At 74.1% G+C, this 25,199-nt stretch carries 28 protein-coding genes and 1 tRNA gene; 17 read left to right on the top strand and 12 right to left on the bottom strand.

The features are described 5' to 3' along the window. Nucleotides 1-145 precede the first annotated feature (145 nt). Genes KSP35_RS10715 through KSP35_RS10730 form a run of 4 tightly spaced genes read left to right on the top strand, consistent with a single transcriptional unit; the run spans nucleotide 146 to nucleotide 3,799 of the window. The gene (locus KSP35_RS10715; protein ID WP_217001653.1) at nucleotides 146-1,249 is read left to right on the top strand and encodes an ABC transporter ATP-binding protein; all 1,104 of its coding nucleotides are present in this window, start codon (nucleotides 146-148) and stop codon (nucleotides 1,247-1,249) included. Continuing rightward, nucleotides 1,246-2,049, top strand: coding sequence for an ABC transporter permease (locus tag KSP35_RS10720; RefSeq protein ID WP_217001655.1), 804 nt, complete (start codon nucleotides 1,246-1,248; stop codon nucleotides 2,047-2,049). Before KSP35_RS10715 ends, KSP35_RS10720 begins: the two co-directional genes overlap by 4 nt. Beyond that, a complete protein-coding gene (locus tag KSP35_RS10725) occupies nucleotides 2,046-2,813 on the top strand; it encodes an ABC transporter permease (protein WP_217001657.1) in 768 nt (255 codons plus the stop codon). The genes KSP35_RS10720 and KSP35_RS10725 overlap by 4 nt, the downstream gene beginning before the upstream one ends. Before the next feature lie 53 nt (nucleotides 2,814-2,866). Next, entirely contained in the window at nucleotides 2,867-3,799 is a 933-nt protein-coding gene (locus KSP35_RS10730) for an ABC transporter substrate-binding protein (RefSeq protein WP_217001659.1), read from the top strand. Nucleotides 3,800-3,871: 72 nt separating this feature from the next. Here the strand turns inward: KSP35_RS10730 and KSP35_RS10735 are convergent, their stop codons facing one another. The 3 genes from KSP35_RS10735 to KSP35_RS10745 form a co-directional block, all read right to left on the bottom strand. Continuing rightward, nucleotides 3,872-4,747, bottom strand: coding sequence for an acyl-CoA thioesterase II (locus tag KSP35_RS10735; protein ID WP_217001661.1), 876 nt, complete (start codon nucleotides 4,745-4,747; stop codon nucleotides 3,872-3,874). Between the two features lie 76 nt (nucleotides 4,748-4,823). Then, nucleotides 4,824-6,203, bottom strand: coding sequence for a DUF3445 domain-containing protein (locus KSP35_RS10740; RefSeq protein WP_217001663.1), 1,380 nt, complete (start codon nucleotides 6,201-6,203; stop codon nucleotides 4,824-4,826). 2 nt (nucleotides 6,204-6,205) lie between these two features. Further along, the gene (locus KSP35_RS10745) at nucleotides 6,206-7,861 is read right to left on the bottom strand and encodes a protein kinase (RefSeq protein ID WP_217001665.1); all 1,656 of its coding nucleotides are present in this window, start codon (nucleotides 7,859-7,861) and stop codon (nucleotides 6,206-6,208) included. A gap of 97 nt (nucleotides 7,862-7,958) precedes the next feature. On the opposite strand from KSP35_RS10745, the gene KSP35_RS10750 reads away from it, so the two are divergent. Then, nucleotides 7,959-9,035 carry a DUF4349 domain-containing protein gene (locus tag KSP35_RS10750; protein ID WP_217001667.1) on the top strand — a complete coding sequence of 359 codons (1,077 nt, stop codon included), beginning with the start codon at nucleotides 7,959-7,961 and terminating at the stop codon, nucleotides 9,033-9,035. 3 nt (nucleotides 9,036-9,038) lie between these two features. Here KSP35_RS10750 and KSP35_RS10755 read toward each other — a convergent pair whose 3' ends face one another. Next, entirely contained in the window at nucleotides 9,039-9,926 is an 888-nt protein-coding gene (locus KSP35_RS10755) for a S9 family peptidase (RefSeq protein ID WP_217001669.1), read from the bottom strand. Nucleotides 9,927-10,048: 122 nt separating this feature from the next. Here KSP35_RS10755 and KSP35_RS10760 point away from each other — a divergent pair, with 122 nt between their 5' ends. Further along, on the top strand, nucleotides 10,049-11,029 hold the full coding sequence (locus KSP35_RS10760; RefSeq protein ID WP_217001671.1) for a queuosine salvage family protein: 981 nt from the start codon (nucleotides 10,049-10,051) through the stop codon (nucleotides 11,027-11,029). Here the strand turns inward: KSP35_RS10760 and KSP35_RS10765 are convergent. Then, entirely contained in the window at nucleotides 11,023-11,499 is a 477-nt protein-coding gene (locus KSP35_RS10765) for a DUF983 domain-containing protein (RefSeq protein ID WP_217001673.1), read from the bottom strand. The two genes, KSP35_RS10760 and KSP35_RS10765, sit on opposite strands and share 7 nt — an antisense overlap. A 92-nt stretch (nucleotides 11,500-11,591) precedes the next feature. Continuing rightward, nucleotides 11,592-12,323, bottom strand: a complete 732-nt coding sequence (locus KSP35_RS10770) for a YafY family protein (RefSeq protein WP_217001675.1) — start codon at nucleotides 12,321-12,323, stop codon at nucleotides 11,592-11,594. 72 nt (nucleotides 12,324-12,395) lie between these two features. Between KSP35_RS10770 and KSP35_RS10775 the strand changes: the two genes are divergently transcribed. From KSP35_RS10775 to KSP35_RS10785, 3 genes are all read left to right on the top strand, one after another. Then, nucleotides 12,396-13,277, top strand: a complete 882-nt coding sequence (locus KSP35_RS10775) for an alpha/beta fold hydrolase (RefSeq protein WP_217001677.1) — start codon at nucleotides 12,396-12,398, stop codon at nucleotides 13,275-13,277. Between the two features lie 20 nt (nucleotides 13,278-13,297). Beyond that, nucleotides 13,298-14,059 (top strand): SDR family oxidoreductase, encoded by a 762-nt coding sequence (locus tag KSP35_RS10780; RefSeq protein ID WP_217001679.1) that lies wholly within the window; start codon nucleotides 13,298-13,300, stop codon nucleotides 14,057-14,059. An 89-nt stretch (nucleotides 14,060-14,148) separates the two neighbouring features. Continuing rightward, nucleotides 14,149-14,595 (top strand): DUF1003 domain-containing protein, encoded by a 447-nt coding sequence (locus KSP35_RS10785; RefSeq protein WP_217001681.1) that lies wholly within the window; start codon nucleotides 14,149-14,151, stop codon nucleotides 14,593-14,595. A gap of 21 nt (nucleotides 14,596-14,616) precedes the next feature. Here the strand turns inward: KSP35_RS10785 and KSP35_RS10790 are convergent, their stop codons facing one another. Further along, complete coding sequence (locus KSP35_RS10790; RefSeq protein ID WP_217001682.1) at nucleotides 14,617-14,889, bottom strand: hypothetical protein; 273 nt, start codon at nucleotides 14,887-14,889, stop codon at nucleotides 14,617-14,619. A 249-nt stretch (nucleotides 14,890-15,138) separates the two neighbouring features. Here KSP35_RS10790 and KSP35_RS10795 point away from each other — a divergent pair, with 249 nt between their 5' ends. Beyond that, on the top strand, nucleotides 15,139-15,750 hold the full coding sequence (locus KSP35_RS10795) for a hypothetical protein (protein ID WP_217001684.1): 612 nt from the start codon (nucleotides 15,139-15,141) through the stop codon (nucleotides 15,748-15,750). Between the two features lie 67 nt (nucleotides 15,751-15,817). On the opposite strand, the gene KSP35_RS10800 is transcribed toward KSP35_RS10795, so the two are convergent. Further along, entirely contained in the window at nucleotides 15,818-16,462 is a 645-nt protein-coding gene (locus KSP35_RS10800) for a hypothetical protein (protein WP_217001686.1), read from the bottom strand. Nucleotides 16,463-16,664: 202 nt separating this feature from the next. Here KSP35_RS10800 and KSP35_RS10805 point away from each other — a divergent pair, with 202 nt between their 5' ends. Further along, nucleotides 16,665-16,892, top strand: a complete 228-nt coding sequence (locus tag KSP35_RS10805) for a DUF2510 domain-containing protein (RefSeq protein WP_217001688.1) — start codon at nucleotides 16,665-16,667, stop codon at nucleotides 16,890-16,892. Between the two features lie 103 nt (nucleotides 16,893-16,995). Here KSP35_RS10805 and KSP35_RS10810 read toward each other — a convergent pair whose 3' ends face one another. Further along, complete coding sequence (locus KSP35_RS10810; protein WP_217001690.1) at nucleotides 16,996-17,835, bottom strand: hypothetical protein; 840 nt, start codon at nucleotides 17,833-17,835, stop codon at nucleotides 16,996-16,998. Nucleotides 17,836-18,230: 395 nt separating this feature from the next. Continuing rightward, nucleotides 18,231-18,307 (bottom strand) — tRNA-Pro (locus KSP35_RS10815). A gap of 192 nt (nucleotides 18,308-18,499) precedes the next feature. Here KSP35_RS10815 and KSP35_RS10820 point away from each other — a divergent pair. From KSP35_RS10820 to KSP35_RS10840, 5 genes are read left to right on the top strand one after another with little or no spacing between them, the layout of a single operon-like run. Beyond that, the gene (locus KSP35_RS10820; protein ID WP_254127206.1) at nucleotides 18,500-19,681 is read left to right on the top strand and encodes a sensor histidine kinase; all 1,182 of its coding nucleotides are present in this window, start codon (nucleotides 18,500-18,502) and stop codon (nucleotides 19,679-19,681) included. Further along, nucleotides 19,678-20,358, top strand: a complete 681-nt coding sequence (locus KSP35_RS10825) for a response regulator transcription factor (RefSeq protein WP_217001694.1) — start codon at nucleotides 19,678-19,680, stop codon at nucleotides 20,356-20,358. The genes KSP35_RS10820 and KSP35_RS10825 overlap by 4 nt, the downstream gene beginning before the upstream one ends. Nucleotides 20,359-20,386: 28 nt before the next feature. Continuing rightward, nucleotides 20,387-21,085 (top strand): VOC family protein, encoded by a 699-nt coding sequence (locus tag KSP35_RS10830; protein ID WP_217001696.1) that lies wholly within the window; start codon nucleotides 20,387-20,389, stop codon nucleotides 21,083-21,085. 12 nt (nucleotides 21,086-21,097) lie between these two features. After that, nucleotides 21,098-21,700: a hypothetical protein gene (locus tag KSP35_RS10835; RefSeq protein WP_217001698.1), complete on the top strand. Its 603-nt coding sequence runs from the start codon at nucleotides 21,098-21,100 to the stop codon at nucleotides 21,698-21,700. A gap of 34 nt (nucleotides 21,701-21,734) precedes the next feature. Further along, nucleotides 21,735-22,523 (top strand): enoyl-CoA hydratase, encoded by a 789-nt coding sequence (locus KSP35_RS10840; RefSeq protein ID WP_217001700.1) that lies wholly within the window; start codon nucleotides 21,735-21,737, stop codon nucleotides 22,521-22,523. Between the two features lie 7 nt (nucleotides 22,524-22,530). Here the strand turns inward: KSP35_RS10840 and KSP35_RS10845 are convergent, their stop codons facing one another. Together KSP35_RS10845 and KSP35_RS10850 are read right to left on the bottom strand one after the other, a co-directional pair. Further along, nucleotides 22,531-23,154 carry a hypothetical protein gene (locus tag KSP35_RS10845; RefSeq protein ID WP_217001702.1) on the bottom strand — a complete coding sequence of 208 codons (624 nt, stop codon included), beginning with the start codon at nucleotides 23,152-23,154 and terminating at the stop codon, nucleotides 22,531-22,533. Nucleotides 23,155-23,197: 43 nt separating this feature from the next. Beyond that, complete coding sequence (locus tag KSP35_RS10850; protein ID WP_217001704.1) at nucleotides 23,198-23,797, bottom strand: TetR/AcrR family transcriptional regulator; 600 nt, start codon at nucleotides 23,795-23,797, stop codon at nucleotides 23,198-23,200. 266 nt (nucleotides 23,798-24,063) lie between these two features. Between KSP35_RS10850 and KSP35_RS10855 the strand changes: the two genes are divergently transcribed. Continuing rightward, entirely contained in the window at nucleotides 24,064-25,155 is a 1,092-nt protein-coding gene (locus KSP35_RS10855; RefSeq protein ID WP_217001706.1) for a BMP family protein, read from the top strand. Nucleotides 25,156-25,199 lie beyond the last annotated feature (44 nt).

A 25,199-nucleotide genomic window follows, 5' to 3' on the forward strand; every position in this document is an offset into this window, starting at 1 on the left:
TCCCCGCCATCAAGACCCAGCGACGCGCCCACCAGCGCCGTGCGCGGTGGCACTTCGGGATCTGCGCTCCGCAGGGTGAAGCCACCGACAACCCGGCCCCCCGGTCGAGCCCGCGCGCCTCCACCACCACCGCAGGAGCCCACCCGTGACCGGCGAAGCCATCGAGCTCAAGGGCGTCACCAAGACCTTCCCCGGGAGCGCCACCCCGGCGGTGGCCCCGCTCGACCTGGTGCTGGGCGCAGGAGAGATCACGGTGCTGATCGGCCCCTCGGGCTGCGGCAAGACCACCACGATGCGGATGATCAACCGGCTGATCAACCCCACCGACGGCGTGATCACCATCGGCGGCACCGACATCCGAGAGCAGTCGGTGACCGAGCTGCGCCGCGGCATCGGCTACGTGATCCAGCAGATCGGCCTGTTCCCGCACCGCACCATCGCCCAGAACATCGCCACCGTCCCGTCGCTGCTCAAGTGGCCCAAGGCCAAGACCCAGGACCGGGTGGAGGAGCTGGCCGACCTGGTGGGCATCGACCGCGTGATGCTCGGCCGCTACCCCGCCGAGCTCTCCGGCGGCCAGCAGCAGCGCGTGGGCGTGGCCCGCGCCCTGGCCGCCGACCCGCCGGTCCTGCTCATGGACGAGCCCTTCGGCGCGGTCGACCCCATCGTGCGGGCCCGGCTGCAGGCCGAGCTGATCTCGCTGCAGGAGCGGGTCCACAAGACGATCGTGCTCGTCACCCACGACATCGACGAGGCGATCTCCCTGGGCGACAAGGTGGCGGTGCTCAACGTCGGCGGCATCGTCGAGCAGTTCGCGGCACCGGACGAGCTCCTCGCGAACCCCTCGAACGAGTTCGTGGCCGACTTCGTGGGCCACGAGCGCAGCATCAAGCGCCTCTCGCTCTCCCGGGTGCGCGACCTGGACCTCCAGGAGGGACCGGTGGTCGGCCGCTCGGCCACGCCCGAGGAGGCCCGCGCCGTGCTGGCCCGCACCGGCAGCGAGTGGTTGGGCATCACCGACGACGGCACCTTCCAGGGCTGGGTGCCGGCCAGCGACTTCCACGGCGAGAGCGTGCGCGAGCTCGATCCGCAGGTGGCCGCCGCCCAGGTCCGGCCCGACGCCACGCTGCGCGAGGCCCTCGAGGTCATCCTCACCGCCCGCTCCTCCACCGCCGTGGTGCTCAACGACGACGGCACCTACGGCGGGACGGTCTCGTTGGAGACCATCCGGGAAGGGCTGGGCCGTTGACCGCTCCCGCCCTCGCCTCGGGCACCCGCTCCCCCGGCACCCGGCGCTGGGTGGCCTACGGCGTGCTGGCCGTGGCGATCCTGGCCTTCGCGGCGTGGGCGTGGTCCCGCGTGCACGGCCTGAGCGAGGACACCCAGGCCACCAACCCGATCATCCGCTGGGAGTGGCTCTTCACGCGCGAGCGCACCCCGGACGAGCTCTGGACCCGCACCAAGCAGCACCTCGAGCTCACGGTGGTGCCGGTGGTGCTGGGCACGGCGATCGCCGCGGTGCTGTCGGCCATCGCCCTCCGGTTCCGGTGGACCGTCGGGCCGATCACCACCTTCGCCGGCTTCCTCTACACCATCCCGTCGCTGGCGCTCTTCGGCGTGCTCGTCACCTACAACAGCAACTGGACCGCCGCGGTCATCGCCCTCACCAGCTACACGCTGCTGATCCTGGTGCGGAACATGGTGGCCGGCATCGACGGGGTCCCGCAGGCCGCCATCGATGCTGCCGACGGCCTGGGGATGGGCCGGGTGCAGCGGTTCTTCAAGGTCGAGCTGCCCCTCGCCCTGCCGGTGATCCTCACCGGCATCCGCGTGGCCACGGTGACCACCATCGGCCTGGTGGGCATCTCGGCGGTGATCCAGCTCGGCGGCGTGGCCTACTTCATCTTCGACGGCTACCGCCGGGAGTTCACCACCGAGGTCGTGGTCGGCTCCGGGCTCGCCGTCCTGCTGGCGGTCGGCCTCGACCTGCTGCTCCGCCTCGTGGAGCGCCTGGCCACCCCGTGGTCCCGACGGGCGGGCCTGCGATGAGCGCCCTCCTGCTGGCCGCGGAGCCCACCAACTTCTGGGAGTGGCTCCACGAGAGCTCCACCCGGACCATCACCGGCCCGATCCCCCACAACCTGTGGCTCACGCTCTGGCACGCCCTCGCCGCCGGCGCCATCGCGGTGGTCCTCACCGTGCCGGTGGCCGTCTTCCTCGCCCACCACCGCAAGGCCGAGCTCGCGGCCTCCTGGATCGTGAACCTGGGCCGCATCATCCCGACGGTCACGATCCTCGCCTTCGCGGTGGTGATCTCGCTGCGCAACGGGCTGGGCTTCGCGCCGTACCCGATCCTCTTCGCGCTGACCCTGCTGGCCATCCCGCCGATCTTCGCCAACACCTACACCGCCGTGCGCCAGGCCTCCCCCGACGCCGTCAGCTCGGCACGGGCCATGGGCCTCACCGAGCGCCAGATCATGACCGGCGTCGAGCTGCCCCTCGCGCTGCCGCTCATCCTCACCGGCGTGCGCACCGCGCTCACGCAGCTGGTGGCCACCGAGGCCCTCGGCGCCCTCTTCGGCGGCGGCGGGCTCGGCATCTACGTGCGCTTCGGCTTCGCCGGCGACGACATCTACCAGATCCAGGCCGGGGCCCTCCTGGTGGCGGCCGCCGCCATGGGCACCGACCTGGTGCTCGCCGTCGTGGCCCGGTTGGTGGTGCCCAAGGGGGTCCGGGCCAGGCCGGGCCGCCGCCGCGCCGCCACGGTCACCGTGCGCGCCCCCGACGTCGCCAGCGCCGCCGGCGCCGGCTGACCACCCCTCTCCCCGTCACAACGATCAACCAACACACTCCCTTGGAGGGAACCATGCAGAACCAACACCGATCCCGCCGCTGGCGGACCCTGGCGGTCGTCGCGGCCGTCGGCGTCCTGGCCCTGGCGGGCTGCAGCGACAAGAAGTCCGACGGCGGCAGCTCGTCCGACGGCGACTCGGGCAGCTCCACCGCCGTCCGCATCAGCTCGCAGGACTTCAGCGAGCAGAAGACGCTGGCCCAGGTCTACGGCCAGTACCTGAAGGACCAGGGCTTCGACGTCACCATCCAGGACCCGATCGGGACCCGGACCCAGATCTTCGCCGCCCTCAAGAAGGGCAGCGTCGACCTGGTGCTCGACTACCAGGCCAGCGCCACCGTCGAGCTGAAGGGCAAGGGCTCCTCGGACGCCGACGAGACCTACAAGACGCTCACCGGCCTGCTCGAGAAGGACGACCTCGCCGCCGCCGACAAGGCCGAGGCCCAGGACGCCAACGCCCTGACCGCCCTCAAGAGCTGGGCCGACGAGAACGAGGTCACCAAGATCTCCGACCTCGCCGACCTCGACGGCCCCCTCACCCTGGGCGGCGCCCCCGAGTGCGCCGAGCGCCCCGACTGCCTCTTGGGCTACCAGGGCACCTACGGCTTGAAGGACCTCAAGTTCACCGCGGTCGACTACGGGCCCCCGCTCGTGGCCGCCCTCAAGGCCGACGAGATCCAGCTGGCCCAGTACGGCACCACCGCCCCGGAGATCTCCGACGGCACCATCGTCGCCCTCGAGGACGACAAGGGCCTGCAGAACGCCGAGAACGTCGTGCCGATCTACCGCTCGTCGATCGCCAGCGACAAGCTCACCAAGGCCCTCAACGCCATCAGCGCCAAGCTGACCACCAAGGACCTGGCCGAGTGGAACCAGGCCACCGACGTCGACAAGGAAGACCCCGCCGACGTGGCCCAGAAGTGGCTCGAGGACAACGGCTTCCTCTAGGCCCACCCGCTCACCGAGCAAACCGCCGACGGCCGTCGCCCTCCGGGGCGGCGGCCGTCGCCGCGCCCGGGCTCAGGCCATGCGGGTGAAGAACATCTGCTGGGTGGCGTAGGCCACCAGCTCGGGCCCGTCGGCGCCACGGGGGTCCCACACCGCGGCATCGACCGAGGCGTAGCCGTCGGCGGCCAGGTGGGCCCGGTAGTGGGCCAGCACCCAGCCGGGCGTGGCCGCGCCGAACAGGTGCACCGTGAGGTCGAGGCTCGGTGCGAACCAGCGGTCCTCGGTGGGCGAGACCTTCTCGAACACCGCGCCGGGCATGACGTCGGCGAACACGAACCCGGTGAACGGGTCGAGCCGGCCGTCGGGGCCGACCGGCGGCTGCTCGAAGCGGAACCAGGTGGCGCTCTGGGCCTCGTCGCGGACGCTGGTGGTGTCCCAGAACGGGTGCCCGAGCGCCGGCCGGCCCTCCAGCACCTCCTCCCAGAACGGGAACTCGATGCGCTCGATGTCGCCCGCCTCGGGCGGGAACGGGTCGCGGAACGAGGGTTGGTCCTCGGCGGCGGGCACGTCGGGGTAGCGCAGCTCGGTGAACTCGAAGCCGGGGCGGGTGGTGCCGAAGACGGCCAGGGCGGTGAAGCCGGTGCTCCCGTCGGGCCCGTGCACGGTGGCCTGGGCCTGGGAGACCGAGCGGCCTCGACGGAGGACCTGCACGTCGACCAGCACCTCGCCGGCGGGCACCGGGCTCACGAACACCCCGTGGCAGGTGCGCAGCGCCTGCACCACGGCGCCCTCGTCGACGTGCAGCTCGGCGGCCATGGCCCGGGCGGCGATGGCGGCGAGCACGCCGCCCTGCGGCACCATCGCCAGCACCCACTCCGGGCCGATGGTGGCGGCGTAGCGCCCCTCGCCCACCGGCACCACGGTCGTTGAGTCCCACGGGTCGTTCACCCGGGTGACGATACGAGCCGCTCCGTGGACCAGCAGCACGACTTCGGTCGCCCCGAGCGGCGGCCGACGGCGCCCGTCAGGTCGCAGCTCGTAGCCAGGCCAGCACCGCGTCGCGGTGCGGGGCCAGCCCGTTCATGGCGGTCAGCTCGGGAGGCTGGACCGCCAGGCGTGCGGCGAGGGAGGCGGCCAACGGGCGGTGGGCGGCCACCTGGTGGAACGGCACCTGCTGGACGCGGATCGTGAACAGCACCGCGCCGGTCTGCGGCAGGCGGCGCAGGGTCTGGCGCTCGCTGCGCAGCCAGAAGCGGTCCCCCACCTCGTCGGCCGTGGCGGGCCGCGGGTCGACCGGCGGGTCGGGCGAGAACAGGGCGGGGTCGTCGTGGACCGACCAGTTCCGCCGGGCCACCAGCACGTCGGGGCGCAGCCGGTCGAGGAAGCGGTCGACCTTGTCGACCAGGTCGTCGGCGTAGCGGGGGACGGGCCCGTGGATGGCCGCCGCGCTGCCGCCGAGCTTGTCGGCCAGCCGCCAGTGCGACGGGAAGCACAGCACGGCGGCGTCGAGGTGGTGGGCGCCGCCGTGCGGCACCATCAGCACCAGGTCCTCCTGCGTGCGGCGGGCGGCCACCTCCAGTGGGTGCCCGTCGGGGTGCACCGGCACCGTCGCGAGGTCGGGCCGGTGCGCCTGCTCCCAGGCCCGCACCAGGTCGAGCACCTCGGCTCCGGCCGCCTCGGTGCCGGGGAGGCAGCCGACCACCTCGTCGTGCTGCTCGGCCAGCAGCCGGTGGCGCTCGGCGAGCTCCTCGTCCCGGCGCTCGTCGGGCAGGAGCCACCGTGGCTCGGGGATGCGGCCGAGGCCCATGGCCAGCCACGGCGGCCCCTCGGCCGGGAGCGCGAGCTCGTCCAGCCAGGCCGGCGCCCCGGTCACGGCAGCGGGAACGGGTCCGGGCTGAGCCACAGCGACGCGGCCACGAGCATGGCGGCCACCACCCAGAAGACCACGACCCGCTCGGTCGCGCCCCTCGGGCACCCAGCGGGCGGTGAGCTCGTCGAGGCCGAGCCCGGTGCGGAAGCGAGGGCTGCCGTCGCGCTGGGTCAGCACCGTCAGGCCCACGACGACGACACCGATGCCGCGCAGGACGAGGTCGAGCAGCGGCCGGGCCAGGTCGAACCGGTCCAAGCCGTACCAGCCGGCCACCAGCACGGCGCCGATCCCGATCAGCGGGGAGGAGCGGACGGTGCTGGAGAGGAGGTTGCGCACGAACCGGGCCGGCGCCAGGGCCCCGGGCGCCAGCCGCTTCTCGACCCAGCCCGACGCCACGCCGTGCTCGGCGCGGAGCCGGTGGGCCACCGAGTCGCCCAGCGTGGCGAGGGCGGGCAGCACCAGGAGCACCACGACGGCGAGGACCAGCACCGGCGCCGCCGAGCCGGCCGCCAGCGCCACCAGGAAGAGCGGCACGGTCAGCTTGCGCCGTCCCGGGCGGTGGGGGCCGACGGCCAGCGGCAGCCGCCCGTCGGCCGGCCGGTCGACGGAGGGGGCGGGCGCCGGCGGCGGCGGCGCCAGGCTCGACGGCGGCCGGGCCAGGGCGGTGCGCAGGTCGTGCTGCGGGGCCAGGTACCGGGACGGGTCGTACCGCGACGGGTCGGGGCGCGTGGCGTCGTCGAGCTCGGCGCGGCGCGAGCGCGGTGCGGGTCCCGTCGCGCCCGGCCGGCGCCGCGGCGAGGGTCCGGTCGACGTCGACGTCGCCGTCCGGGCCGGCCGTGAGGTCGGCCCCCCGGGCCACCGTGGCGTCGCCGTCCGGGACCGGTGACCACGCGGCGCCGGCCGCCACGCCGATGCCGCCCAGGCCGGCGGCCACCGCTCCCGGTCGGATGACCTCGGTGGCGCCGGTGGGCTCGTGCTCGGCGAGGGCGGCCTCGCCCGCGGGCTCGTCGAGGTCGTCGGCGTCGTCGTCGGTCCAGCGGGGATCGCCGGCCGGGGCCACGGCGACCGGGTCGGAGGGCCGCCACTCGTCGCCGTCGTCGGGCTCGTCGGGATCGGCGCTCGGGGCCGACGGCGGGTGGACCAGCCGGCCGGGTGCCGGGTCGGGCTCCGCCGGGGGCGGCGGCACGGTGTCGAGCAGGATCGAGCGGGGGCCGTCGGGCAGGCGGCTGATCCCGAGCCGGGACAGGAAGGCGTCGAGGTCCTGGGGCCGGTGGCCCGGCTCCAGCTCGAGGCCGTCGAGGATGGCGTCGCTGACCGGCTTGGAGATGGCCGGGTTCAGCCGGTGCGGCGAGGGCAGCACGGCGCCGCCGTCGCGCTTCGAGCGCCGAGACCGGCACCTTGCCGGTGGCCAGGCGGTAGCAGGTGGCGGCCAAGCCGTAGACGTCGGTGGAAGGGCCGAAGCGGCCCTCGCCGCGGTACTGCTCGATGGGCGCGTAGCCCGGCGTGACCACCCGGGTCATGCCCACCGTCTGGTCCTGGTCGTAGTCGCGGGCCAGGCCGAAGTCGATCACCACGATGCGCCCGTGGTGGGTCATCATCACGTTCGACGGGTTGACGTCGCGGTGCAGCACCCCGGCCGCGTGCACGGGCCGGAGGGCCGCCGCCACCCGTCCGGCCACGTCGAGCACCTCGGCTTCGGGGAAGGCCTTGCCGCGCTGCTGGAGCAGCTCGATCAGGGTCCGCCCCTCGAGGAGCTCCATCACCAGGTACGCCGTGCCGTGCTCCTCGAACACCTCGTAGACCCGGACGATCCCGGGGTGGGTGAAGCGGGCCAGCACCCGGGCCTCGCGCAGGAACCGATCCCGGGCGGCGCGGAACCCGGCCCGGCCCTGAGGCGGCGTCAGCACCAGGGAGCCGTGGCGCACGGCCGACTCGGGGAACAGCTCCTTCATGGCCACCCGGCGCTGGAGGCGCCGGTCGCCCACGTCGTAGGTGATGCCGAACCCGCCGCGGCCGATCACCCGGAGGATCTGGTAGCGGCCGTCGGACAGCCGGGCGCCCTCGACCAGCTCGGCGGCGGCGGCGAGCTGCTGCCCGCACCACGCGCAGACGAGCCAGGCGTCGCCGACCTCGTGGCCGCACTGCGGGCACCGGTCACCGGGGAGCGCCGCAGGAGCGTCAGAGGGGTCCACGGACCGCACAGCGTACGGCGGTGACGGGGACGACCGGGGTCGGGAACCAGGTCGTGGCGGCCGGCGTCACAGCCCGACCCGCTCCCAGGAGGCCTCCATGTCCGTCTCTCGCCTGCGCCGCTCCGCCCCGCCCCGCAGCTCCGCCGCCCGCCCCGCCGGCCGCAGCCGAGCCCTCACGATCCTCGGTGCGGTGGTCGCCCTGGTGGCCGTGGCCGCGGTCATCGGCAGCCACGCCGACGACGGCACCGATCACTCGAAGGCGGCCGCCCAGCGGACCACCGCCGGGAGCCGCGCCGGGGCCGACTCGGCGGTCAGCGACCAGCTGGCGGACGCCCCGGAGGCGTCGACGACCGTCGCCGCCCCGTCGACGGGAGACGCCGACCGTGCCGTCGACGAGGGCGCCGCCAGCTCCGGCGGCACCGCCGCGGCCGACCAGGTCCAGCCGGTCGGCGCACCGGCGGACGCCAAGATCATCCGCACCGGGTCGCTCCAGGTCCGGGTCCAGGCCGGCTCGTTCGCCGACGGCACGGCGGGGCTCACCCGCATCGCCACCGGCCTGGGCGGGTTCGTGTCGGCCAGCGAGATCTCCTCGTTCGAGGACGACCCGAGCGGCACGCTCACCCTGCGGATCCCCGCCGACCAGTTCGACAAGGCGGTCGCCGAGATCGGGAAGCTGGGCACCGTGCAGGCCCTCACCACCGGCAGCCAGGACGTGACCGGCGAGTACACCGACGTCGCCTCCCGCCTCAAGGCCCTCCAGGCCGAGCGCGAGCAGATCAACCTGGTGCTCAGCCGGGCCCAGTCGATCCCCGACATCCTCTCGGTGCGGGATCGCCTCGCCGCCGTGCAGGGCGAGATCGAGCAGGCCCAGGGCCGCCAGAAGGTCCTCGACGACCAGACCTCGCTCTCGACGCTCACCGTCCAGCTGTCCGAGAAGGGCTCCGCCACCTCGGTGACCAAGCCGGCGCCCGAGCGCACCGGCCTCGCCAAGCTGTGGCACGACGGGGTCGACCGCTTCACCGACGGCGGCCGATCGATCGCCCTCGGCCTCGCCACCCTCGCCCCCTGGCTGCTGCTCGCCCTCGTGCTGTGGCTCCCGGCCCGCCTGCTCTGGCGCCGGCTCGCTCCCGTGGCGCCGGCGGCACCCGCCACCCCCGCCACCGCGGCTGACTGATCGCTACGGCTGGAGCCGAGGTCGGAGCCAGGCCACGGTGTCCTTCCACGGCGCCAGGCTCGGGTCGAGCACCGTGAAGTGGTCGCCGTCGAACGGGGCCAGCACCACGTCGTCGCCAGCGTCCTCGGCCGCGGCCACGAAGCGCTGCGACTGGCTGAACGGCACGTTGCCGTCCTGGCGGCCGTGGACGCAGCGCACCGGCACCCCCGACGGCAGCCGCTCGATGGGCGACGCCAGGTCGTAGCGCTCCCCCACCGCTGCGGGCTCGCCGCCCAGCAGGTCCTGCGTCGCCGTGCCGCCCACGCCGTCGGCGGCGGCGCGACGCAGGTCGAGCACCCCTGCCTGGCTCACCACGGCGATGGGCCGCACCTCGGGGGCCGCTCCTGGCGCGTCGCTCGGCAGGCCGGGGCGGTCGGCGATCCAGGCGGCGAGGTGGCCGCCTGCCGAGTGCCCGGCCACGGCGACCCGGGCCATGTCGACCGGGACGCCGTCGGCGGCGAGCGGCGCGAGGTGGTCCACGGCGGCGGCCACGTCGTCGAAGGTGCCCGGCCAGCCGCCGCCGTCCTCGCCCACCCGCCGATACTCGATGTTCCACACCGCCCAGCGCCGGTCCCGGGCGTCGGCCGCCAGGTCGTCCATGAGGCTGAGGTCGTACTCGGCCCTCCAGAAGCCGCCGTGCACCAGGACCAGCACCGGGAACGGGCCCTCCCCGTTCGGCAGCCACAGGTCGCCGAACTGCGAGTCGCCCGGCCCGTAGGCCTTCCGCTCCGGCCCGGCGCCGTCGGCGGTGGACGACGCCTCGCTCGAGCCGCACGCCGCGGCCAGCAGCGGCAGGGCGGCGGTGACGCCCAGGAACCGGCGTCGGGTCCAGCGGCCGTCGGGGAGCGTCACGACCCCACGACGGGGTCGATGCGGCCGCTCCCCGTCCCGAACGGCCCGGCGGGGACGACCGGTGGACGGCCGTCGGAGAGCGAGAGCCCGGCCGTGGTCATCTGCGTGTTCTACTCGTCGTCGTGCTCGAGCGACCGTCGTCCGCCGCGTCCCTTCCCGACCGGGTCCGCTCGGCCGCGGCTGCGGTGGCGCAGCGTTCGACGTTCGTCACCATCGACGACCGCGCGCTGGCGGCCTACGCCGCCACCATCCCGGTGGAGCAGGCCTGCCGGCCGACGCTGGCGCCCGGCGACCTGCCCGCGGTCGACCGGGCCGGCCTGGTCGCGTGGGTCGTCACGGTCAACGCCGTGAACTTCGGCTCCGGCTTCTTCCCCGTCCTGGCGAAGCGGCCCGGCCTGTCGGGCTCGCGTTCGGTCTTCGCCTGCCTGCAGGACCGCTTCGACCGGCAGGGCCCGCTCACGGTGGACGACCTGCGGGCGGCCACCGTCGAGGGGTGCACGGCCCTGTTCGAGCAGGAGCCCGGCGGTCCGGCCACCGAGCTGATGGCGTGGTTCGCGTCGGCCTGGCGATCCCTGGGCGAGGCCCTGGCCGACCGCTGGGACGGCTCGTTCGAGGACCTGGTGGCGTCGGCCGAGGGCTCGGCAGCCACCTTGGCCGAGCTCCTGGCCGGCATCGACGGCTGGGACGACGTGGCCGAGCACGGCGGCGAGCCCGTCCCCCTCTTCAAGCGGGCCCAGATCACCGGCGCCCACCTGGCCATGGCCTTCGCCGGCACCGGGCCGGGCCGCTTCGACGACCTCGACCGGTTGACGATCTTCGCCGACAACCTCGTGCCCCACGTGCTGCGGGTCGACGGCGTGCTGCGCTTCGAGCCCGACCTGGTGGCCCGCATCGAGGCCGGCGAGCTGCTGGCGCCGGGCTCGCCCGAAGAGGTCGAGATCCGAGCCGTGGCCGTCCACGCCAGCGAGCTGCTGGTGCAGCAGCTGCGGGCCGACGGCCACCCCGCCACCGCCATGGGGCTCGACCAGGTGCTGTGGAGCCGCGGCGGGGAGCCCCGCTACAAGGCCCGACCCCGCCACCGGGCCCGCACCACCGCCTACTGACCCGGGCGCGCCCCGCCGCCGTCGTCGCCCGCCGGGTCGACCGCGTCGGCGGCGTCGACGATCTCCTGCAGCTCCAGCGGCGTCATGGCCAGGTCGATGGCCGCCCACGCCGTCTGCGACCACGGGTACAGCAGCACCGGCAGGCTCAGCCCGGTGACGATGGCGAGGACGATCGGCAGGATGAGCCCGCCCTGGGGGTGGCCGCTCTTCCAGAGGATGAACGCCATGATCCCCACGAAGTGCACGGTCTCCAGCGCCATGAAGTTGAGGAACCAGGCCCCCAGGAAGAACCCCGGCTCGCGCTCGAACCGGTAGCCGCACGTGGGGCACCGGTCCTTGAGCCGGAACCGGTGCACGAACAGGGCGCCGCCCCCGCAGCGCGGGCAGCGCCGCCGCAGGCCGCGCTTGACCATCACCTGCCACGTGGGCGGCGGCCCCAGCACGTCCTCGACCTCGAAGGTCCGGTCCATCGCCCCCATCCTCCCCCGTCCGGCCGCCCGTCGCCCCCAGGGGCCAGAAGTCGTTGCCGGGCAACGACGATCGACGTCCGGTCGGCGCGCCGTCAGGTGAGGGTGACGGGGCCGGCGTCGGGGGGCGGGACGCCGAAGGCGGTGGCGACGTCTCGCGGGACCACGGGCTCGGTGGTGGGGTGGGCGGCGGTGATGCGGTCGAGGCGGAACCAGCGGGCGGCGTCGCGGCGCCGGCACCAGGCCAGGAGGTGCCAGTGGAAGCCGTCGTGGGCCAGGCCCAGCGCCTCGACCGGGCGGCGGATGCTGGTCGCGCCCTCGGCGTCGACGTAGTCGACGAGCACCACGGTGCCCGTGCGGACCGCCTCCTCGACCGCCCGCTGGGCCGACCGTGGCGCGCTCGCGCCACCGGCCTCGGCTCCGGGGCTCCCGGTCGCGGCGCCGCGCACCCACACCCGACCGGCCAGCGTCTCGGCCGCGTCACGGGCCCGCTCCGGCACCACGCCCACCAACTTGGTGAGCGCCCGGCGGCCGTCTGCGGCGAAGGGCTGGTCGTCGGCCCGGGCCAGGGCGACGGCCACCGCGATGGCCTCGCCCACGGTGAAGGTCACCGGCGGCAGGGTGGCGGCTGCGTCGAGCACGTAACCACCGCCGGGACCGCCGATGCCGGCGATGGGCACCCCGCCCTCCTGCAGGGCGGTGACGTCGCGCTTGATGGTGCGGGTGGCGACCTCGAACCGGTCGGCCAGCGCCGCCGCCGTCAGGCCCCGGGGACCGGCGGCGCGGAGGGCCTCGCCGATGGCGTGCAGGCGGTCGGTCCGGTTCACGCCCACGACCCTAGGCAGATCTCCCGAGACGGTGACAGGACGGTGTCACCCGGTGGCGCGCACGCTGCTCCCATGACCACCTCCTCCCGCACCACCCACCACGTCCCCACGCCGGACGGCCGCACCCTGGTCGTCGACGTCACCGGGCCCGAGGACGGGCCCACCACCCTGTTCCTCCACAGCGCACCGGGCTCACGGTCGTTCGACCCCGACCCGCAGGCGACGGCCGGCGCCGGCTGCCGCCTCGTCACGTTCGACCGGGCGGGCTACGGGGGGTCGACCGCGCTGCCCACGAGGTCGATCCCCACCGTGCTGGGCCACGCCGCCGATGCCGCCCTGGTGGTCGAGGCGCTCGAGGCCGGCCCCGTGGACGTGGTCGGCTGGTCCGCCGGCGGCCGCATCGCCGCCGCCCTCGCCGCCACCCGGCCGGAGCTGGTGCGCAGCGTGGCCGTCATCGGGACGCCGGCACCCGACGCCGAGGTCCCGTGGGTGCCCGAGGAGCACCGAGCCGTGAGCGCCCGGCTCCGCCAGGACCCGGGGTCGGCCTACGCCGCCCTCCTCGACGCCTTCGCCCCGCTCGGCGCCGCGGTGGCCCAGGACGACGAGGTGGCCGCCGGCCAGGTCGGTGGCGGCCCGGCCGACGAGGCGCTGCTGGCCGCCCGGCCCGAGCTGCGCGCCGCCGCCATCGCCATGGTCCGCAGCGGCTTCGCGCCCGGCGTGGCGGGCGTGGCGGCCGACATCGTGGCCGACCAGGTGGCCGACTGGGGCTTCGACCACGCCGCGATCACCGCGCCGACCACGTGCTGGTACGGCGCCGAGGACCCCATCGTGGGCCCGGCCCACGGGTCCTGGTGGGCCGACGGCATCCGCGGCGCCCGGCTGACCGTCGTGCCCCAGGCCGGCCACCTGGTGGTGGCCGCAGCCTGGGCCGCGGTGCTCGGCGCCCGACCCTGACCCCGCCTACGGTCGACCGAATGGACATCAACGGAGCTTCGATCCTCGTCACCGGCGCCAGCGGCGGCCTGGGGGCCGCCATGGTCCGCGAGCTGGCCGAGCGCGGCGCCAACCTCGTGCTCTCGGCCCGCAACGTGGCCGTGCTCGACCAGCTGGCCGCCGAGACGGGGGCCGAGGTCGTGGTGGCCGACCTGGCGAACCGGGCCGACGTCGAGCGGCTCGCCGCCCGCGCCGCCTCGTGCGACGTGCTGGTGGCCAACGCCGGCATCGGCAGCGACCCGCCGTTGGCCGAGCTCACCTCGGCGGCGATCGACCAGTCGATCGAGGTCAACCTCCGCAGCCCGATCGTGCTGTCGAACGCCTACGCCCAGGCCCGGATCGCCGCCGGCAAGCCGGGCCAGATCGTCCTCATCGGCTCGCTCTCGGGGTTGGCCGCCAGCCCCGGGACCCGCATGTACAACGCCACCAAGTTCGGGCTGCGGGGCTTCGCCCTCTCGTTCCGCCAGGACCTCGACGGCACCGGGATCGGCTGCACCCACGTGCTCCCGGGCTTCATCCGCGACGCCGGCATGTTCGCCGACGGCGACCTCGACCTGCCGCCGGGCGTGCGGACCAAGACCCCCGCCGACGTCGCGGCCGGCGTGGTGCGGGCCATCTCCAAGAACCCCGCCGAGGTGTTCGTGTCCCCCACCGAGCTGCGCCTCGCGTCCACGCTGGGCGGCCTGGCGCCGGCCCTGAGCGCCGCCATCCAGAAGAAGCTGGGCGTGGCCGACCGGGTCTGAGCCCGGGGCGCCTTGACGCCGGGCCGGCCACCGGGTCGCGTGGCGACCGCACCTGCGGCTCCCGCCGCGGGACCGTCGATCGGAACCCGATGACCACCACCACCCCCGAGCCCCCGTCGGCGGCCGGCCACCACCCCGCCGTGCTGGCCGCCGAGGAGGCTCGCGCCGCCAAGGCCCAGCTCCGCGTGGCCGACGCCATCACCCGCTTCGCCGGCTCGATGCTGTTCGTCTACATCCACGCCGTGGTGTTCGCCGTGTGGTGCAGCACCGGGCTGTTCGGGATCGACAGGTTTCCGTTCAACTTCCTGACCATGGCCGTCTCGCTCGAGGCGATCTTCCTGTCGACCTTCGTGATGATCGGCCAGAACCGCCAGGCGGAGTTCGCCCAGCGCAAGGCCGACCACGACTTCAACGAGCAGGAGCGCGAGCTCAAGACCAACACCGAGCTCACCCGCCAGATCCACGCCCTGCTCTGCGAGCTCGACCGGCGGACCGCGGCGGGTGGAGGCGGTGCCGCAGCGGCGCCCGCCAGCTGAGCGCTCCGCCGACGGGCCGGGTCAGCGCTCGGAGCGGGGCCCGCGGCTGAAGCCACCGCCGGAGTGGCGCTCGCCGACCGCCCCTGGCGGGCCGGCCTCGGCCCGGCGGCGCAGGGCGCTGACCTGCTGGTCGCACCACTCGCAGCGAGGGGCGTCGCCCTCCGGCGGCCAGGGCTGGCGGGGGAAGACCCGGGCCGGGATGATCCCGCACGGGGTCAGCTGCGAGCCGCCGCCGATGGCGTGACGGAGGCTCTCCGCCCGATCGTCGTTCGCCGCCACCACGTAATCAGCCATCCCAAGATCATGCCGCCGCCAGATCGAGATGTGCGGTCGCGCCAGGTCAGGGCACGGACGTTCACCTGATCTGGTGATCCGTCCGCACCCGGACCGGACGACCGGCGTGGCGCCCGTAGGGTCGACCATGCGTCGCACCGCCAACCGGGTCCTGGCCATCCTCTTCGTGGCCTTCGTGGTGGTCCCGCTGGTCCTCTACCTCGTCGCCGGCCGCTGACCTCGACGCTGGGGGCGCCTACGCTCACACCCGTGGCGGAGGCGAGCGAGCACGGATCGACGGCGGACGGCGGGGTGGTGCCTCCGGCCGAGCGGGCGGCTCCCGCCACCGAGCGGGCGGCTCCCGACGACGGCGGGACCGTGGTGGTCCGCAGCCCCGAGCTCACGCCGCTCCTGCACTTCGCCCCGACCGCGGCCTGCGCCCTGCTCCTCGGCCGGTCCCCATCGCTGTGGTGGGCGGGCTGCGTGGCTTCGACGGCCCTGATGGGCCTGTGGGGCTGGGCCCGCCGCGGACGCCACCGGCAGGAGGTGGTCGTCGACGCCGACGGGATCACCAGCACGAACCGCAAGGGGTCGCGCCGATGGGACTGGGCGGACCTGGACCACGTCGACGGCCAGGAGTTCGCCCCCAACCTCACGATCCACCCACGGGAGGGCCGCAAGGTCCGCCTCTTCCCCTGGTTCCCCGACAAGGACCCAGCGGCCGACCAGGCTTGCGAGCTCGTCCTCCGCCGGGCGGCGGCGGCCGGCGTCGACGTCACCCAGGGCCCCCTCGCCCTCTGGCGCATCGAGGCCCGCGACATCGACTGGGACCAGGCCATCGTCGAACCCACCTGGTGGGCCCGCCGCCGCCAGAAGCCGTAACCCCACCGAGTCGATGGGTCGGGAGGCGCTGTCGACGGCGCGGGCAGCGGTCTGAGCGTGGGTGAGCTCAGGCCTGTTCGCCTCCGGTGTCGTGCCCATGGACCTCGCACCGGTCCCCGCCGCGATCCGGCAGGACCACGCTCCCACACACCGAGCACGTGCCCCACCGTCCGTACCAGGTGCCGTTGCGTCGGAAGCGGGCAACCGCCTGCCTCCAAGCCTCGAGGTCGTCGTCGTCGGTGTCGCCCTCAGCGTCCATCGGTGGGTCCGGCTCCGCACCGTGGAGGAACCCCTTGATGAAGTAGCGGGCTTCGAGCGACATCTCCGTGATCTCCGAAGACGACACGCTGTAGCTGACCTCGGTGGTCGGACACCACGCGGACAGACGCCCCGTGAAGGTGTGGCTGTTGCCGACCAGGTAGTCCCGCTCGCCGCAGGCGCCGCTGAACCACAGAGCTTCGTCCAGCTCCTGCGCCACCGGCGGTGTCTGTTCCCAGCGGAGCGGGGTGCTGACCTTGCCGACGATGCAGGCCAGAGGCTCGGGATCACCGCTCGGAGGCCACTCGGCGAAGAGGGTTGCTCCCCGCTCGGCCGCGACCGCCAACGCCTCCGACTTGTCGACCAGCTCCAGCCCGTCACCATCCACGTACACCTCGTCACCGGGAACGTCGTCTCCGAAGACGAACTGATCGAGGCGCCACATGCGAGACATGGCGGCAGGATATGGCCGCGTCGCCCAGCGGACGCAGAGAACCCGTGCCCTCCCGCCGGCTCCTGGCAACGTCTCGCGGCATCGCCTCGCTCGGATGGCGACGGACCGGACCCTCCGTGCGGGCCGCAGACCCGGGCACACGTCTCCCCTATCCTCCGTCCGCGCCGCCGACCAGCAGCTGGCGTTCACGGAGGGGCGGATCATGGATGGACCGGGCTGGCACGTCGACCCACAGCACCAAGGCGGGCAACGCTGGTGGGACGGGCAGGGTTGGACCGACATCACCAGGGTTCCCGCCCTCGTCGACGCCAAGCAGCTCGACCGGATCGTCCACCAGCTCAGCCAGATCCGCATCGGCGTCACCTTCTTGGCCGCCGTCGCCGTCCTCGGCCTGATCGGCGGGTTCCTCGCCGCCGTCGCCGGCACCTGAGCCTCGGCGACGGGTACAGCCCCGACCGGCCAGGTCAGCGCTCCCGCCCGCCCTGGACCGGATGACCTCGCCGATGCCGTCGGCGTCGAACATGCGCCTCGGTTCAGCAGGTGACCGTGAGGTAGAAGGGCAGGTTCGTCTGCGTCCCGTCGTCGTTGAAGGTCTGGACGAAGATCCCCGTGGCATCGCTGGTCGCAGGCTGGGCGTTGGCGTAGCCGACGGCAGTGCCAGTCGCGGCCGTGCCGACCGTGGCGTTGTAGGCGCAGCTGCTGACGTCGCGGTCGAAGCGCACGACGCGGGCACCGACCGCCGGCGACGACACGCTCACGGCTCGGGAGTTGCGGCCGAGGCTGCCATCGGCGTTGATCTGGGCGGCCATCTGCTGCTGGTAGTAGCCCTGCACGTCGATGATGATGTGGGTGGAGCTGGTGAAGTCCCGCACCCGGAGGTCCTCGTCGACGACGCACAGGAACCCGGTGGCCCCGCAGAGGCTGACGGTGCCGGTGTTCGAGGCGTTGAACACGTTGGTGGAGTTGAGGAACGTGGCGTTGGTCTCGCCCACCGGGTACGCGCGGACGTACCCCTTGCCGGTCGCCTCGGCGGCGGTCACCGTGATCTCGACGGCAGTCGCCGTGTCAGGGATGCCGCAGCCGTTGGCGGCCCCACCTTGGGCGGCGAAGGTCGCGCCGGTTCCGCGCACGTCGTAGGTGCGCTCCTCACCGATGGCGAACTTCCCGCTCGCCTTGCGGGTGTCGACGAGCCGGCACGGCGCGATGGCCTGGAAGATGGTCTCGCGCTTCGTGCCGCCGAGAGCGCGGGTGCCCGCCCCAGCCGAGGCGGGCCCGTCGTTCTGGCCGCCACCGTCCTGCGCCCACGCAGCGGTCGCTCCGGTTGCAGCAGCGACGGCGACCGCAGCGACGGCGAGCTTCTTCCATCGGTTCACGTTGGTTCCCCCGTGGGTCAGGTGGCCCGCGCCGGTGCGCAGGTCAGGGGGCTGATCGTGGCCAAGGGCCCTTCAAGGTCTCCTCAAGCGCACACCGGAGGGCCCGGCGCGAAGGGGCCACCGCGGGCCGCACCGTCCGCCCGTCGACGCCCTGGCCCCACCGGGCTGCCCGGCCCCGGCCCGATCGGTCGCTCCGACCAGCCGCCGGGCTGACCTGCGACCGGGGCGCTGCACGCGGCTCTCCCCGGTTGCGGTGGTACCGGACGCCGCCGGGGTCTCTGGCCGTGGCCGGCATCGTGCGCCGGTCCTAAGACAGTTGAGTACGAAGTTGGGTACGGCCCCACCTCGGCCAGGTCAGCGGGACTCCCTGCGTGCCCGCTGACCTGGGGGTTCGGTGGTCTGGCCGGAGGGATTTGAACCCACGACCCCCGCGTCCCAAACGCGGTGCGCTACCAAGCTGCGCCACGGCCAGTCGCCGGCCACCGTACCGGGCGCGGTCCGGTGGCCCGGCAGCGGTTGCGGCGTCGGCGGTGTCGGAGCGGTGGGGCCACCGAGGTCGGCAGCCCGTTGCGGCCGGCCGCCTCGGCCGAAAGGACGAGGCAGGAGGGACCCCCGGGACGACGACGGCGGAGCGACCGGTCCGTAGCGTGGCGCCGTGGACTGGATGCGACGGTTGGTCGAGCGGGTGGCGCGCGGCATCACGCCGCGCCGCACGGACACCGTCCTCGGCGTCCTGCTCACCCTCTTCGGGATCGTGGAGGCGCTGGCCCGGGCCGGCGGCTCGCACCCGAAGCCCTGGGTCCCCTCGCTGGCCGCCGGCCTGGTGGCCACCGTGGCCGTGCGGTGGCGCCGCCGCTCGCCGGTGACGGCCGCCGCCGTGGCCTACGCCGCCCTCTCGGTGGGGTCGCTCACCGCATGGGTGGCCAACGGCCAGCAGCGGAGCAACGAGGTGCTGGTGCTCGGCGGGCTCTCGGCGCTGGTGCTCCTCTACTCGGTCGTCCGCTACGCCGAAGGCTGGCAGCGCTCGGCCGTCTGGGCCGCGGCGCTGGGCTCGAGCATCCTCGACTCCACGGCCAGCCAGCAGGGCGTGCCCTACGGCGCCGTCACCAGCTCCGTCATCTTCATCACGTTCATCGCCGCCGCCGGCGTGGCGTTCCGCTACCGCGCCGACCTGCGCGCCGAACGGGACGAGCAGGCCCGCACCGGCGAGCGCGAGCAGCTGGCCCGCGAGCTGCACGACGTGGTGGCCCACCACGTGAGCGCCATGGTCGTGCAGGCGAGCGCAGCGCTGGCCGTGCTCGACCAGCAGCCCGAGGCCGCGCGGCCCGCCCTGCAGTTCATCAAGACCTCCGGCCAGGCGACCATGGGCGAGATGCGCCAGATGGTCGGCATCCTCCGGGGCTCGGACCCGGCGGAGCTGGCGCCCCGGCGCGGCATCGCCGGGCTGGCCGACCTGCTGATCGAGGTGCCCGGCGCCGCCCCCGTGCGGCTCCACGAGGTGGGCGAGCCCCGAGCGGTCGACGCGCCGGTGGACCAGTCGGTCCTGCGCATCGTGCAGGAGTCGGTCACCAACGCCCGCCGCCACGGCCGGGGCGCCCGAGCGGTCGACGTGACGCTCACCTGGAGCCCGGACCGCGTCGAAGCTCGCGTCGACAACGACGGCGCCACCGCCGCGCCGCCCGGTGCCTCCGACCGTGGCTACGGCCTGGTGGGGATGGCCGAACGGGCGCGGCTGCTGGGCGGTACGTTCGAGGCCGGACCCCGCTCGGGCGGTGGGTGGCGGGTGGTCGCCTCCCTGCCCCTCGGCGACCCCGCTCCTCCCCATCGCCACGAGGCCCCGGCATGACCGAACCCCTGCGCCTGCTCATCGCCGACGACCAGGCCATGGTGCGCGCCGGGTTCAAGCTGATCCTCGACGCCGCACCGGACCTCACGGTGGTGGCCGAGGCCGTCGACGGCGTGGAGGCGGTGGAGCTGGCCCGGCGGGAGCGGCCCGACGTCGCCCTCCTCGACATCCGCATGCCCCGGCTCGACGGCATCGAGGCCACCCGCCAGCTCGCCGGGCCCGACATCGCCCACCCGGTGCCGATCCTCATCATCACCACGTTCGACCTCGACGAGTACGTGATCGGCGCCCTGAAGGCCGGGGCCCGCGGCTTCCTGACCAAGGACGCCGAGCCGGAGCTGCTGCTCGACGCCGTGCGAGCCGTCGCCCGCGGCGACGGCCTCATCGCGCCGGCGGTCACCCGGCGGCTGATCGCCCAGCTGGCTGCGGCCCGGCCCACCCGGCCCACCGCCGCGCTCACGCTGCCCGGCGCCGCCCTCACCGACCGCGAGGAGGAGGTGCTGCGGGCCGTCACCCGCGGCCTCACCAACGCGGAGCTGGCCGACGAGCTGTTCATCTCGCTGTCGACGGTGAAGACCCACCTGGCCAGCCTGCTGGCGAAGCTGGGCGTGCGGAACCGGGTGGAGCTGGTGATCCGGGCCTACGAGTCCGGCCTCGTCACCCCCGGCGCCGACTGACGTCTCGGCCCCCTCCTAGGGTCGGCGCATGGCCACCGTCCCCGCCACGCCGACCGGACCCCGCCTCGTCGAACTGCTCGTGGCCGACGCGCCGAGCGCCTGGGCCGACGCCGGCTTCCACGTCGCCGACGATCGCGTGGTGGTGGGCACCGTCGCCTTCGTGCTCACGGGCGGCGCGGCCGGGGGCGCCAGCGAGCGCGGGATCACCGGCTGGCGGCTGTCGGGCGTCGATCCCGCCGGCGTGGTCGACGGAAGGGTCGACGGCCTGCCGACCGAGCTCGTCGAGGCTGACGGCACGACGCCCGACACCGACGCTGCGCCGCACCCGAACGGCGTGGTCGGCCTCGACCACGTGGTGGTGTCCACGCCGGACCTCGAGCGGACCATCGGCGCGTTCACCGCCACCGGGCTGGACCTGCGGCGCATCCGCGGCACCGACGAGACCGGCACCGGCCTGCGCCAGGCCTTCTTCCGCCTCGGCCCCACCATCCTGGAGGTGGTGAGCGGCCCCGAGCCGAGCGGCCGACCCGCCGCCCAGGCGCCGGCCAGCTGGTTCGGCGTCGCCGTCGACGTGGCCGACCTCGACGCCACCGCCGCCCTGCTGGGCGAGGGGTTGGGCCCGGTGAAGGCGGCGGTCCAGCTCGGCCGGCGCATCGCCACGCTGCGCCACAAGGCATTCGCCATGACGGTCGCGGTGGCCGCCATGGACGACGGACCCTCCCGCTAGGGTCCGCTCCAGATGCTCGACCACGTGTTCACCGATGCCATCGGCGCCCTCCGCGACACCGTCGAGGGCGCCATGCTCGAACGGCAGGCCTTCGAGGAGCGCTTCCAGGCCGACGTCCTCCTGGGCGACCTGACCTGGGAGACGTCCTATGCGCTCCCCGGCGAGGGCAGCCCGCCGCGCACCCGCGCCGACATCACGCTCGACTGGCCCACCTGGTCCCAGACGGCCTACCGGTCCTGGTACATCGGCGAGCCGCTGGACGAACCGCCCCGCATCGAGATCGAGATCGTGCTGCGGATCCAGCGCCTGGCCGCCCAGCCCGACCCGCGCCGCGTCCTGGCCGTGCTGCCCCAGGAGTCGAGCCCCATCGGGGCCGAGCGCCTGGCCCGCTCGGGGCCCACCGTCGAGATCGTCCACGACGAGGACCTCGAGGCGGTCGAGTGGGCCATCGAGGTGTCCTACGACGGCACCTACGAGCTCGACGAGGACGTCCTGGCCGACGGCTCGAAGCTCGACGAGCACTTCAGCTCCATGGGCGGCTGGATCGCCTCGACGCTGGTCCGCCTCGGCGACCTGACGTTCGAGTTCCTGCCACCCGAAGAAGCCCACGACTGAACCCGCCGCCCACCCCTTCCGAGGAGCACCACCCATGTCCGACGACGTCGTCCTCTCCGAGGTGCACGACCGCATCGCCACCGTCACGCTCAACCGGCCCGAGGCCCGCAACGCGCTGTCCCGCGCCGTCATCAAGGGCCTGCGCGCCGCGGTCGGCGAGGCCCAGGCCAGCGACGACGTCGACGTGATCATCCTCACCGGCAAGGACCCGGCGTTCTGCGCCGGCCTCGACCTCAAGGAGCTCGGCTCGGGCAGCGGCGACCTCGCCAGCACCGCCCCCGCCGAGGGCACGCCCGTCCGCGACCGGGGGCCGCTGCCCGCCGGCCCCAAGCCGGTCATCGGCGCGGTGAACGGCGCCGCCATCACCGGCGGCTTCGAGCTGGCCCTGGCCTGTGACTTCCTGGTCGCGTCGGACCGGGCCCGCTTCGCCGACACCCACGCCCGGGTGGGCATCCAGCCCTGGTGGGGCCTGACGGTGCTCCTGCCCCAGGCCATCGGCGTGCGCCGCGCCCGGGAGATGAGCGCCACCGGAAACTTCTGCGACGCCCAGACGGCGCTCGACTGGGGCCTCGTGAACCACGTGGTCCCGCACGCCGACCTGCTGCCGTTCACCCGCGGCCTGGCGGCCGACATCGTCTCCAGCGACCAGCGCGCCGTCCGCCAGATCTACGCCACCTACGCCGCCGGCTCGCTGGTGACCGCCGGTGACGCCTGGCTGGTGGAGTCCGGCGCGGCCGCCGCCTGGCAGGGCCAGGGCCTGGACGGCGACGAGATCGAGCGCCGCCGCCAGGGCATCGTCGACCGGGGCCGCACCCAGCTCTAGTGGGGCGTCAGCCGCCGACGGTGGTGGGGACCCCGAGGTCGGTGGCCGCGCCGTCGCCGTCGACGTCGAGGGTGGTGGGGGTGACGGCGCTGTCGCTGCAGACCTTGGCGTCCTGGAACCCGGCGACGGTGTAGCGGGCCAGCGGGTTGCCGCTCACCACCCGGCCCTTGCGGAGGTCGCTGGCCTTGTAGCGGATGCCCGCCACCTCGCCCTCCTGGCGGAAGGCCACGAGGCGCAGCACGCTGCCCGGCGGCGGCTCGCGGTACGGGGTGATCACGGTGAAGCCCTTCGGCGTCAGGCCCACGAAGAAGGCGGTCATGGCCGTCGCCGGGCCGCTGACCTCCCAGTAGGGCTTGCTCTCGGGGTCCCACAGCACGATGCGGGTGATGGAGCCGGCGGCGCACTCCGGCAGCCGGGCGATGTTGAGCCCGTCGCCCTTCTCGATGCCGAGGGGCTCCGACCAGGCGTCGGAGCCCAGGTGGTCCTTGCCGACCTCGGGCAGCACGTGCACGACGTTGCGGCCCACGACGGCCGTGGCCAGCCCGATCACCGCCACCACGGCGACGAACACCGCGAACGACGGGAGCCGTCGATGCCACCAGGGCGTCGAGGGCGAGGACGGTTCGGGCATCCCGATACGTTCGCACACCGGCGGGGCCGGTCGTGCAGCGGGCTCAGCCCGGGGCGTCGGGCCCGGGCTCGGCGAGCGCCTCGAGCAGGCGGCCGATGAGGGCCTCCCACGCCGGCCGGTCCGGCAGCGGGAGGTCGACCACCTCGAGGAGCAGGAACCCGAGCCCCAGGGCGTGGCAGAAGGTGACGAGGGCGGTGGTGTCGATGTCGTCGCCGATGCCGCCGCCGGCCTTGGCGGCGTCGACGATCTGGGCCAGGCGCTCGTGGCGGTCGCCCATCCGCGACCGCAGCATGGCGGTGACGTCGGGCTCGTGGCGGGCGGCGGTGAACGACTCGAGGAGCAGGCCGGGACCGTGGGCGGCACGGCGCTCCTCGGCGGTGCCCCGGTCGATCAGGTGGCTGCCGGCGATGCGGAGGATGTCCTCCATGCGCCCGGAGAACCGGTGGTCGGTGAAGAGCTCGTCGAACTCGCCCGAGGTCGCGGCGTCGATGGCCTCGGCCAGCAGCTCGGCCTTGCCGCGGTAGCGGGAGTAGATGGCGCCGGTGGTGACCCCGGCCCGTCGGGCGATCTCGGCCACCCGGGCCCCGGCGTAGCCCCGCTCGGCGAACTCGGCGGTGGCGGCGGCGAGCAGGCGCGCCCCCAACGGGTCGTCGTCGCTCGCGAGGACGGTGCCAGCTGGGGCTGCGACAGGGGGACCGGACCGAGCGGGCACGGTCCGCAGGATAAGGAGGCGGCCCCCCCGGTGTCGAACAGCGGCACCCACCTCACGGACCCGTCATCGAGCGTTCACCGTCTCTGCCGCACGCGTCCGGATCGCGCTGTACGGTGCTCATCCCACCGATGCCCAAAGGGGCTGTCGGTGTCCGGACAAGGGAGAACCTCGTGAAGCAACGACGTTGGAGCCCAGTGGTGCTCCTCATCGCCGTCCTGGCGCTCGTCCTGGCCAGCTGCGCCAGCAGCGACAGCGACAGCGCCAGCAGCGATGGCAGTGGCGGCGGCGGCGGCAAGGCCGCCACCTGCGCAGGCAAGACGGGCGAGACGGCCACGGCCGAGCCGCTCGGGGCCAAGGACGACGGCGACGGCGCCGGCAAGAAGGTCGGCATGGTCTTCGACATCGGCGGCAAGGACGACAAGTCGTTCAACGAGTCGGCGTTCGACGGCATCACCGCCGCGGCCGACAACATGGGCATCACCGCCAAGGAGCTCGAGCCCAACGCCGACGGCACCAACCGCGAGGCCCTCCTGCGCCAGCTCGCCGACGACGGCAACCAGCTGATCATCGGCGTCGGCTTCAACTTCGCCGAGTCCATCCCGCTCGTGGCCAAGGACTACCCGGACGTGAAGTTCGCCATCATCGACTCCGTCGTCGATGCGGACAACGTGGCTTCGCTGGTCTTCGCCGAGGAGCAGGGCTCGTTCCTGGTCGGCGCCGCTGCAGCGCAGTCCAGCGGCACCGGCACCGTGGGCTTCGTGGGTGGCGTCGAGACCGACCTCATCAAGAAGTTCCAGGCCGGCTACGAGGCCGGCGTGGCCGAGGTGGCCAAGGACGACAAGGTCGAGGTCAAGTACATCACCCCCGACGGTGACTTCTCCGGCTTCAACGACCCCGCCAAGGGCAAGACCATCGCCAAGGGCCTCTACGACGCCGGGGCCGACGTGGTGTACCACGCCGCCGGCGGCTCGGGCTCGGGCGTGTTCGAGGCGGCGGCCGAGGCCGACCACCTCGCCATCGGCGTCGACTCCAACCAGTACCTGCAGGTCAAGGCCGCACAGCAGAAGTGCATCCTCACCTCCATGCTGAAGCGGGTCGACGTGGCCGTGTACTCCACGATCAAGGACTTCGTGAACGGCGACTTCAAGGCCGGCACGAGCACCTTCGACCTGAAGAACGGTGGCATCGACTTCGCCACCCAGGGCGGCCAGATCAAGGACGAGAAGCAGCTCGAGCAGCTGAAGAAGGACATCATCGACGGCAAGATCAAGGTGCCCACCGCACCCTGATCGTGCCCTGAACACCGGAAGAGACCCGGGCCGGCCCGTCCGGC

This window comes from Aquihabitans sp. G128 (genome assembly GCF_019048865.1).
In the GTDB taxonomy this organism is placed as follows: Bacteria; Actinomycetota; Acidimicrobiia; order Acidimicrobiales; family Iamiaceae; genus Aquihabitans.

Coding starts and splice junctions, on each gene's coding strand:
- KSP35_RS10790 (WP_217001682.1), bottom strand. CDS start 14,889: ATGGCTGATTACGTGGTGGCGGCGAACGACGATCGGGCGGAGAGCCTC.
- KSP35_RS10825 (WP_217001694.1), top strand. CDS start 19,678: ATGACCGAACCCCTGCGCCTGCTCATCGCCGACGACCAGGCCATGGTG.
- KSP35_RS10730 (WP_217001659.1), top strand. CDS start 2,867: ATGCAGAACCAACACCGATCCCGCCGCTGGCGGACCCTGGCGGTCGTC.
- KSP35_RS10775 (WP_217001677.1), top strand. CDS start 12,396: ATGACCACCTCCTCCCGCACCACCCACCACGTCCCCACGCCGGACGGC.
- KSP35_RS10835 (WP_217001698.1), top strand. CDS start 21,098: ATGCTCGACCACGTGTTCACCGATGCCATCGGCGCCCTCCGCGACACC.
- KSP35_RS10830 (WP_217001696.1), top strand. CDS start 20,387: ATGGCCACCGTCCCCGCCACGCCGACCGGACCCCGCCTCGTCGAACTG.
- KSP35_RS10845 (WP_217001702.1), bottom strand. CDS start 23,154: ATGCCCGAACCGTCCTCGCCCTCGACGCCCTGGTGGCATCGACGGCTC.
- KSP35_RS10805 (WP_217001688.1), top strand. CDS start 16,665: ATGGATGGACCGGGCTGGCACGTCGACCCACAGCACCAAGGCGGGCAA.
- KSP35_RS10780 (WP_217001679.1), top strand. CDS start 13,298: ATGGACATCAACGGAGCTTCGATCCTCGTCACCGGCGCCAGCGGCGGC.
- KSP35_RS10750 (WP_217001667.1), top strand. CDS start 7,959: ATGTCCGTCTCTCGCCTGCGCCGCTCCGCCCCGCCCCGCAGCTCCGCC.
- KSP35_RS10840 (WP_217001700.1), top strand. CDS start 21,735: ATGTCCGACGACGTCGTCCTCTCCGAGGTGCACGACCGCATCGCCACC.
- KSP35_RS10765 (WP_217001673.1), bottom strand. CDS start 11,499: ATGGACCGGACCTTCGAGGTCGAGGACGTGCTGGGGCCGCCGCCCACG.
- KSP35_RS10725 (WP_217001657.1), top strand. CDS start 2,046: ATGAGCGCCCTCCTGCTGGCCGCGGAGCCCACCAACTTCTGGGAGTGG.
- KSP35_RS10820 (WP_254127206.1), top strand. CDS start 18,500: ATGCGACGGTTGGTCGAGCGGGTGGCGCGCGGCATCACGCCGCGCCGC.
- KSP35_RS10785 (WP_217001681.1), top strand. CDS start 14,149: ATGACCACCACCACCCCCGAGCCCCCGTCGGCGGCCGGCCACCACCCC.
- KSP35_RS10800 (WP_217001686.1), bottom strand. CDS start 16,462: ATGTCTCGCATGTGGCGCCTCGATCAGTTCGTCTTCGGAGACGACGTT.